Origin of the sequence: Actinomadura roseirufa (assembly GCF_900659635.1) — a bacterium.
GTDB classification, from domain to species: Bacteria; Actinomycetota; Actinomycetes; order Streptosporangiales; family Streptosporangiaceae; genus Spirillospora; species Spirillospora roseirufa.
Map to the genome: position 1 here is coordinate 1 of NZ_CAACVB010000383.1, position 5,711 is coordinate 5,711.

Consider the following 5,711-nt stretch of genomic DNA (forward strand, 5'->3'; position numbering starts at 1 on the left):
GGCCTCGGCCGCCGCGACCCTGGCGGCGCTCGCCGGGTGCGGGATCCCCGCCCTCGGCGGCACCGACGACGGGCCCGACCCCGTCCGCGCCGGCGCCAAGGCCGAGTGCCCGGCCGTCGCCGCGCCGGGCGACTCCCCCTCCCGGCAGGTCCGCGGCATGTGGATCGCCACCGTCACCGGCATCGACTGGCCGCGCGACCCCGCCGAGCCCGCCGACCGGCAGCGCGCCGAGTTCACCCGGCTCCTCGACACCGCCGTCGCGATGAACATGAACGCGGTGTTCGTCCAGATCCGCCCCAACTCCGACGCGTTCTACCCCTCCCCGTACGAGCCGTGGTCCCAGTGGCTCACCGGCACACAGGGCAAGGACCCCGGCTACGACGTGCTCGCCTTCATGCTGAAGGAGGCCCACGCCCGCAACCTGGAGTTCCACGCCTGGTTCAACCCCTACCGGGTCAGCCGCCAGGCCGACCTGAAGAAGCTCTCCCCGCAGAGCCCCGCGCGCCGGCACCCCGACTGGGTCCGCAAATACGGGACGGGCCTGTGGTACGACCCGGGCCTGCCCCAGGTCCGCGACCTGGCCACCACCGCCGTCATGGACGTCGTCACCAAGTACGACATCGACGCCGTCCACTTCGACGACTACTTCTACCCCTACCCCGAGTCCGGCGACTTCCCCGACGCCGCCACCTTCAAGACCTACGGCAAGGGCATGAAGAAGGCCGACTGGCGCCGCCGCAACGTCGACACCCTCGTGCAGACGCTGTCCCAGCGCATCCACCAGGTCAGGCCCTGGATGCGGTTCGGCATCAGCCCCTTCGGCGTCTGGCGCAACCGCACCAGCGACCCCGACGGCTCGCCCACCAGCGCCCTGCAGAGCTACGACGACATCTACGCCGACACCCGCACCTGGATCAAGAAGCGGTGGATCGACTACGTCACCCCGCAGCTCTACTGGCCCATCGGCGACGCCCGCGCCGACTACGCCAAGCTCGTCCAGTGGTGGGCTCGGCAGGTCGAGGGCACCGGCGTGCAGCTGACCATCGGGCAGGCGGCCTACCGCGTCGGCGAGGACCCCGTCTGGCGCAGGCCCGCCGAGCTGTCGCGCCACCTCACCCTCAACGCCGCCCACCCGCAGGTGCGCGGCGACGTGTTCTTCAGCGCCGCCGACGTCGCCGCCGACCGGCGCGGATCCCTCTCTCGCGTGCGCTCCGGACACTACTCCCGCCCCGCGATCCCGCCGCCGGTACAGGGCCGCGGCGGGCAGGCGCCCCCCGCCGTCCAGGACGTCGCCACCCGCGCCGAGGGCAAGGGCGTCCGCGTGCAGTGGAGGGCCTCCCAGAACGCGGTCTCCTACGCGGTGTACCGCGTCGACGGGCGCGGCCCCGCCTGCGCGCCCGTCGACCCCGCGCGGCTGCTCGGCGACGTCCGCGGCACCGCGATCGTCGACCCCGCGGCCAAGCCCGGAAGCACCTACACCTACTACGTCACCGCGCTGGACCGCCTCCACCACGAGAGCCCGCCCGCACGCGGTGCAACGATCACCGCCCCCGGGGGATAATGATCTTGGTCCGTGGGCAGGAACTAGGCACTCGGACGCCCCCCGGAGGTATGAGCATGGCGCTGTCGATGGAGGAGCAGCGGATCCTCACGCAGATCGAGGTCCGCTTGAGCGAGGACGACCCCCGGCTGGCGCACCGCCTCTCCCGGCTCGGCACCGCCCGCCGCGGCCATCGCGTCCGGGTCATCGCCGCCGCCGTGGTCGCCTGCGTCGTCGTCCTCGCGGCGATCGCCACCGCGGTCATCGCTGCTGTTTCATAGCAACCCGGCCCACTTCGCTCGCCGGCGCTCGCTTCGTGACCGTGCTCGTGCGAGCGCGAATCGCTTCGCGATCTTCCCGGCGGGGGGTCGCCTCCGGCATCGCCCCGCCGGTCAGGTAGCGCGCTCGCGTGACGGCCGGGGGATGGTGGGACGGGGCCCTGGCGGGGCCGATTCAGGCGGGCGGGCCTCACAAGGCCGTCCCGGCGCCGGGTGGGGACTGTCCCGCTCGGACTCTTCGCGGGGGTTCTCGTCGCTGATTGTTCTCGGAGCATCGCCGCGGCGTCATACCCCTTCGCGCGCGCGGCATGCCCGGGTCGTCACGAAGTCCGGGTCGTCACGCCCCTGAGAGCATGCGTCCTCGGATGTGAACCGGCCCGCTCGCCCTGGCGGGTCGTATGACCAACGTCGAGGCGCCGGCGAGATCGAGATCTCGCCGGCGCCTCGACGTTGAAGCCGGTGTGGAGGTCGCCTCACGGCGAAAGGCACAACGGAGCTCCAGCCCGGACGGACCGGCGGTATTCCCCGAAGGCGTTGTTTAGAGCCCGGGGGACACATGCCACACCGACGACATCCACCATAACGTCATCCGCGGAGTGCTCATTCCACCGCACCCCGCGTGTCCGCGCCCACCTCACCCGGGAGTGAGGGTTGCGTGCCCGCGTGCACCGCACCGGCGGGCGAGGCGTCCCCCACTGTGAACGGACGCGGGACAAGGGACCCGCGGCGGATCGAGCCGGCGGCGTGGAGGACGCCGCCGCGGCCGGGTGCGATCACCCCGTCCGCCACCGGCACGGGGAACTGCCGGTGCGGCCAGATCCGCGCGGCGGGCCCCATGCCGCGGCCTGCCCGGGGAACATCCCAGGTGAGGTCGCCGACCTGCGGAAACCGCCAGAGGTGAGGAGACGGGGCAGTGGAGACCAAGGGGCTGGGGATCGACGGATCCACCGACTGCGACCAACGACACGCGGCCTGGGACCTGGCCGCCGAACCGCGCACGGCGTCCCGGGCGCGCGCGCTCACCGCGGGGACACTGCGCTCATGGCACGTGACCGACCCCGACGACCTCGGCGACATCGTGCTCATGGTCGACGAGCTCGTCACCAACGCGGTCGTGCACGGCACGGGCCTCGTCCGCCTCCACCTGACCCTGAACGGTCCCCAGGTCATCGCCGAGATCGGCGACGGCGACCCCACCCGGCCCGCCGTGCCCGGCGGCCCGCCCCGCGTCCTGGACTGGGCCGAGGCCGGCCGCGGGCTGCTCCTGGTCGCCACGCTCGCCACCGAGTTCGGCGCACGCCCCGACGGCACCGGCAAGACCGTCTGGTTCGCCCGCCTGCTCAACCCCCTCGGCCTGCCCCCGGCCACCGCCCTGGCCGCACCACCCGGCGCCGTGCCCCTCGCACCGTCGGACACCTGACCGCCCCCCGGCCACCGAACCCGCGCCACAGGCCACCGGGCCGCCGGGGCACCCCGCACACCGGCCCGCTCCCACCAACGGCCCACCAACGGCCCACCAACGGCCCGCCGCGGCCGTTCGCGCTGTCCCGACGCGACCGTGACACCCCGCTCGGCGGCTCCCTCCTCGACGGCCGGAGCCCGCGACCGCCAGGCCACCGGCCCCCGGCGACCACCGCCCGGCCCCGCTCACACCTGCAGCGGACACCGGTCGACGACCCAGACCTCCTCCCCGCCGTCCTCCGGCGGACGCGGCGGGTCGTCACCCAGCCGGTCCAGATGCCACTCGATGTGCGCCAGCGGGCCCCGCCACCCCGCCAGCAGGTCCGCCAGCGGACGCGGACCGCCCGGCGGGCCGAACGGGCGCGGATCGGGCAGCTCGCCCTCCCACAACGCGTCGTCGCACTCCGCCGCCCAGCCCGCCGCGGCCTCCAGCACCGACCGCAGATCCCGCGCCACCTCCCCGCGCCACCTCCCCGAGCGACCGCACCGCCATCGCGTCCTGGATCATCCGCTCCCGCACCGCGTAGGGCAGCTCCCCGCCGAACCCGGCCGGGAACGGCGGGCGCCGCCCCTCCAGCACCGGCTCGGCACCCGTCGCCGCCGCCCGCACCGCCGCCAGCTGCCAGCGCGTCCACTCCGCCAGATGCCCCAGCACCGCCCGCAGCGCCGCCGCGCCCCGCGGCCCCTCCCGGACCTCCGCCACCGCCTCGCGCAGCCGCGCCATGACGAACTCCAGCCGGTCCAGCGTCCACGCCCGCGCCCGCCCCGCGCCACCCGCCCCGGACCCGCCGTCATCGGCCGGAGGACGCGGCAGCGGCACCCGCAGCGCCCCCAGCAGCTCGTCCAGATCACGGACCTCCGCGCCCCGCCCCGACAGGAACGCCGCCCCCACCCGGTCCAGCCGGAACAGCCGCGGCCCCTCCCGCATCCGGCACCACCCCACCAGGTACTCCCCGTACGGCGCGACGACCAGCCCGTGCGCCTCCACGTCCCGGAAACTGCGCGCCCCCGACCGGTCGGTATAGGCCAGCCGCACGATCCGCCGGGTCCGCACCGCCTCGGCCACCGTCTCGCGCACCGGCCCCATCAGCGACCCCACCTCGGTCAGCGCCGGCGGCGCCGGGCCCCGCGGCAGCACATACCCCCGGCCCCGCTCGGACCGCACGGGCAGCCCCCCGTGGACGAGCAGCTCCAGGTCCCGGCGCACCGTCCGCTCGCTCACCCCCAGCAGCGCACCGAGCTCCCGCGCCCGCACCGGCTCGGGGGACGCCGCCCGCAACTCCGCGACGAGCGCCAGCAATCGATCCAGACGATCCACGCCCCCCATCGTCACCCGCACGGCCCCGAACATGCGGTGGCGCGAAGGTCTCAACCCCCTGCGCGCCAAGGGAACCGGCCCCGGCCGCCCCGCCCGCCGTCTCGTCCCCGCAGGTCCGCGGGGACGGTCAGAGGCCCGAGAGCTCGGCCGCCAGGCCCTCGAAATCGGCGGCCGTCAACGCCAGCGCGCCGCCGATCGCCTGCGTGGCCTCAGCGCTGCCCAGATGACGCGTCGCCGCACGGTCCAGATACGCCTCGACGAGCCGCGCGCCGGTCAGCCGACCCCGCCCCCGCAGCGTCCCCACCTCACGGTTCACCACCGCCCACGCGTCCGGCCCCAGGCGTAGCAGCCGCTCCTCGGCCAGCAGCCCCAGCAGCGCCGTCCGCGCCGCCGCGCCCGACAGATCCGGCAGCCGCACCGCCCGCAGATCGGTCACCAGCTCCGGCGCCACCGCCGACAGCTCCCCGACCCGGTCCGGCTCGCACGTCGCCAGCAGCGCCGTGTCGTTCACGCCCTCCAGCCGCGTCCGGTACAGCGTCGAGGCGTACGCGACGCCCTGCGTCTCGTCGAGGATCAACCCGTCCAGCCCGTCCAGCAGCAGGACATGCCCCGCGTGCTCCTCCAGCACCGCGCGCAGCCCGTCCGGGCCGCCCTCACGCAGATCCTCGGCGTGCACGGCGCGCACCTGCCCGCTGGAGGCCTCCACCTCCGCCAGCGCCCGCGCCGCCATCCGCGCCAGCCGCCGCTGACCGCTCGACGCCGCCCCGATCAGCAGCATCGCCGGCGCCGACGCGCTCGACACCTCCTGCCCGCGCAGCCGGCGCGCCCACTTGCCGCGCCGCCGCACCTCCATCACCACCCGGCCGATGTCGTCGGCGCCGCACAGGAACCGGATCCCGTACGCCTCGGCGATCTGCGCCGACGGCTCCGGCACCCGCGCCGGCGGCATCGGCGGAGGCGGCTCGGGCACCGGGACGGGCGGCGGCGGCAGATCCGCCTGCGGCACCGGCGGAGGCGCCGGCACCGGGGCGGGCACCGGAAGAGGCGTCCCCATCGGCGGCGACACCGGCGGCGGCGCGGACGGGCGGCCCTGAGACGCGCCCGCCTCGAAACC

The 5,711-nt window shown here is 75.5% G+C and carries 5 protein-coding genes; 3 read left to right on the top strand and 2 right to left on the bottom strand.

Translation table 11 applies throughout. The features are described from left to right. The 3 genes from E1291_RS38375 to E1291_RS38385 form a co-directional block, all read left to right on the top strand. A partial coding sequence (locus E1291_RS38375; protein WP_131742954.1) for a glycoside hydrolase family 10-like protein occupies positions 1–1,561 on the top strand: 1,561 nt, incomplete at its 5' end. Between the two features lie 56 nt (positions 1,562–1,617). Then, positions 1,618–1,821, top strand: coding sequence for a DUF3040 domain-containing protein (locus E1291_RS38380; protein WP_131742955.1), 204 nt, complete (start codon positions 1,618–1,620; stop codon positions 1,819–1,821). Between the two features lie 910 nt (positions 1,822–2,731). Continuing rightward, complete coding sequence (locus E1291_RS38385) at positions 2,732–3,238, top strand: ATP-binding protein (RefSeq protein ID WP_131742956.1); 507 nt, start codon at positions 2,732–2,734, stop codon at positions 3,236–3,238. Between the two features lie 300 nt (positions 3,239–3,538). On the opposite strand, the gene E1291_RS44835 is transcribed toward E1291_RS38385, so the two are convergent. Both E1291_RS44835 and E1291_RS38395 read right to left on the bottom strand, forming a co-directional pair. Continuing rightward, positions 3,539–4,597 carry a helix-turn-helix transcriptional regulator gene (locus tag E1291_RS44835; RefSeq protein WP_207401167.1) on the bottom strand — a complete coding sequence of 353 codons (1,059 nt, stop codon included), beginning with the start codon at positions 4,595–4,597 and terminating at the stop codon, positions 3,539–3,541. A gap of 127 nt (positions 4,598–4,724) precedes the next feature. Beyond that, the coding region (locus E1291_RS38395; RefSeq protein ID WP_207401168.1) for a hypothetical protein at positions 4,725–5,711 on the bottom strand (987 nt) is incomplete at its 5' end.